Raw genomic sequence first — 2792 nt, 5'->3', positions numbered from 1 at the left:
GAATGTGAATTTCGCTTCAACCATCGCTACGAAAACGTGTATAAAGTCTTGCTCAAAGAACTTCGCCAACGGCCCCTCTAAGCTCGATTTGCTTCCTAAGCCCCATGCGTTTAATTGAGAAGAAAACCCAGGAGCAAAAAAGTGAGAGCCCGCCCCTGAAATCGTTGTCCGATTCGCAGTTCTGAGCCCTCACCCTTCACTGCTTCCTTACGCCACGGCCACCACGCTCAGCGCGTTATAGGCGTTGGAGTTCAGCGGGTAGAACTTGCCGTTCATCTGCTGGAAGAAGTCTACACCCACCGCCACGATCAGCGACTCATCCGCGGCGGCGGCCCGCACTAGCTGCAAAGCTTCGGCCGGACGTACCGCGTTGCTCAGCGGCAGCTCCGCCGTGCTGGCCTCCGTGCTGGTGGTCGTGCCCGTCTCGAAGTTCACCGCGCCTACGGCCGCCGTGATGCGTTAGTGGGTGGCGCCCTGCGGAGCGGCCACGTCGCGGGCCGGGTTCAACTCACCCAGGCTTACCGAATGGTTGCCCGTGGCCCGGTCCAGCGTCGGCTCGATGCTACCGTAGTAGGTGCCTGAGAAAGCGGAGCCGGCATTGAAGTCGAAGCCTAGGAGCACCGACAGATTTTCCGGCAGAATCTGCCGGCCGCCACGGTCACTGTCCTCGTCCAGGTTAAGGATTTCCTTCATCTTCTGCTGAAGACGGGAAACCATCAGCCGGTCCGAGGCCAGCGACACTACGCGGCGCAAGGCGTCGCGCACTAGCTTGCCGGCCTTGGCGGCCGTGCTGAACTCGCTGGCATTTTCCCGCACCCGCTGCATCGAGGCGGACGAGTTGAATTGGCTCTTGTTGGAGCCCTGTTTTTGGCGCACCGTGCCGTCCTTCGCGAAAACGACGCCGCCCACGGTGCCACTGATTTGGATTACGCCGGTCTGACGTGCCATAGTGGTAAGGGTAAGAGTGGAAAAATGGATTTGCGGCTGCTTTCATTACCGACTCCTACCGGGTGCAGCCACCCCAATAAAGCCGCTCGATTTTTCTGTCGGTGTTGTGCGTATTGCTATTGTAAAGAGCACATAAAGAAACTAATTGTTTCACAAATATGAGAAAATTATCTTTTAAGTGTGTCCCTCTGAGAAGCCGCGAAATATTTCTGTATGAAATGGCTCTGACTTGCCCCAGCTCCAGCATGGCTTAGGCATGGCTGAAGTATGGCTTAGGTATGAGGTGAGTATGCGGGCGGCTATTTCGTGACACAAAAACGGCCCGCCAATCTGGCGGGCCGTCATGTGAAACAGCTTGTAGTATCTGGTTAAGCAGCCAGCGGTTCTGCCGCACAAATCTGCGTGGCTCTTGCCGCTACGCTCTCCACCGCCGCGCTGTTTCCTTCCCAGATCCGCCGCATCGTCTGGTGCTGCAGTTCCTCCACCACCTTGGCATATACCAGCGTGGTCTGGATCTTGGCATGCCCCATTACTTTCTGCAGCACTTCCACCGGCATGCCCCGCAGCAGACTCTGGGTAGCAAACGTGTGCCGGGCCGTATGGCTGGTCAGCAGCTCATAGCGTGGCACCGACTTTTTAAGCACGTCACCTCCCACTACCGTCGTTACCACCACGTCATCCACAAGCCCGGCAGCTTTCCCGACGCGCTTGAGGTAACGGTTCATCACCTGGTTGGCCAGTACCGGCAGCAGCCGCACCCGCTCCGTATCCGCGTACTTGTCCAGAATGGCCCGCGCCGCCTCCGTCAAGTAGATGCTCACGCCCGTGCGGGTCTTGGTCTGTATCAGCCGCAGGATGATGCCGCCGTCCCATTCGTGCAGGTTGCCGCGCTGCAGCGTCAGCACGTCCGAGTAGCGTAGCCCCGTGTAGCAGCAAAACAGCAGCACGTCCCGCACCCGAGTCAGGTAGTCCGGCAGCTCAACTGCCGCCAGGGCCGTAAGGTTATCCGCCGTCAGCCACATCTTCAGCACGTCCGCGTGCCGCCCCTGCAGCTTCCGCAGCTCCACTGGCACTACCACTCCGCGCTCTTCCCTGCACCAACGCAGAAACACCTTCAGCCCCCGTACAAACGAAGCCACCGTATTTTGCGCCAGATTACGCTGAAAGCGCAGATAGCTCAGCACCCGGTCATGCGTAGCCAGATCATAAGTAGATGGGTTGAGCATTTCCCCTTTGTCTTGCTCGTAGGCGCTCATCCATGAGCCCAGCATCCGGCGTTGCCGCAATGTGTGATGCGCGTAACCTCGCGCCTGCAGTGAGGCCCAGTGCTCAGCAAAAATTACGGATACGGAGAGCGGTTTTTCTTTTTGCTCCACGATTACTTCTGCCGGCCGCAAGGCAGCCTTCAGGCCTTCAACGGTAGGCGTCTCACCAGAGGCCCGGAGTTTACGCCACCAAGCCAATGCATCGGTGGTCAGGCGAGCGAGATAAAGATTGGCTTCTTCCGCCAGCGGGTAAGCCGAGCGAAATTTCTGCTTGTCAGCATTCCACTCCGTGGGCTTGCACTTCTCACCCGTGGCGTATTTGAGCCGCAGGCTGTTGAAATAAGCAATGAAGTGTACCGGGCAGCGGCCGGCGCTGTCCTTCTTGTCTTTGCGAAGAATGAATTGCGTGTTCATCCGGAATAGGGGGCGTAAGAGGGGGCGTGACTCCCGTTGCACAGTCCATATTTCGCGTTGCAGAGTACCAATTGCTCTGAACGCAAAAAACCCGGAAAACCCCTTCTGCTACTTGAGAAGGCATTTTCCGGGTCTTCCGGTTGTAAGTAATTGTACCAGAGACGG

Annotated in this window: 3 protein-coding genes; all 3 read right to left on the bottom strand. The window is 57.7% G+C overall.

Annotated elements, in window-relative coordinates; genetic code table 11:
• Positions 1-207 precede the first annotated feature (207 nt).
• Positions 208-435 (bottom strand): hypothetical protein, encoded by a 228-nt coding sequence (locus ABD842_RS13890; protein ID WP_345115006.1) that lies wholly within the window; start codon positions 433-435, stop codon positions 208-210.
• Positions 436-459: 24 nt separating this feature from the next.
• The gene (locus ABD842_RS13885; RefSeq protein ID WP_345115004.1) at positions 460-948 is read right to left on the bottom strand and encodes a hypothetical protein; all 489 of its coding nucleotides are present in this window, start codon (positions 946-948) and stop codon (positions 460-462) included.
• Positions 949-1316: 368 nt separating this feature from the next.
• A complete protein-coding gene (locus ABD842_RS13880) occupies positions 1317-2627 on the bottom strand; it encodes a site-specific integrase (protein WP_345115001.1) in 1311 nt (436 codons plus the stop codon).
• Positions 2628-2792: the final 165 nt, after the last annotated feature.

The organism is Hymenobacter algoricola (assembly GCF_039539525.1).
In the GTDB taxonomy this organism is placed as follows: Bacteria; Bacteroidota; Bacteroidia; order Cytophagales; family Hymenobacteraceae; genus Hymenobacter; species Hymenobacter algoricola.
This window is presented reverse-complemented; position numbering and strand designations above follow the sequence as displayed.

Coding starts and splice junctions, on each gene's coding strand:
- ABD842_RS13885 (WP_345115004.1), bottom strand. CDS start 948: ATGGCACGTCAGACCGGCGTAATCCAAATCAGTGGCACCGTGGGCGGC.
- ABD842_RS13880 (WP_345115001.1), bottom strand. CDS start 2,627: ATGAACACGCAATTCATTCTTCGCAAAGACAAGAAGGACAGCGCCGGC.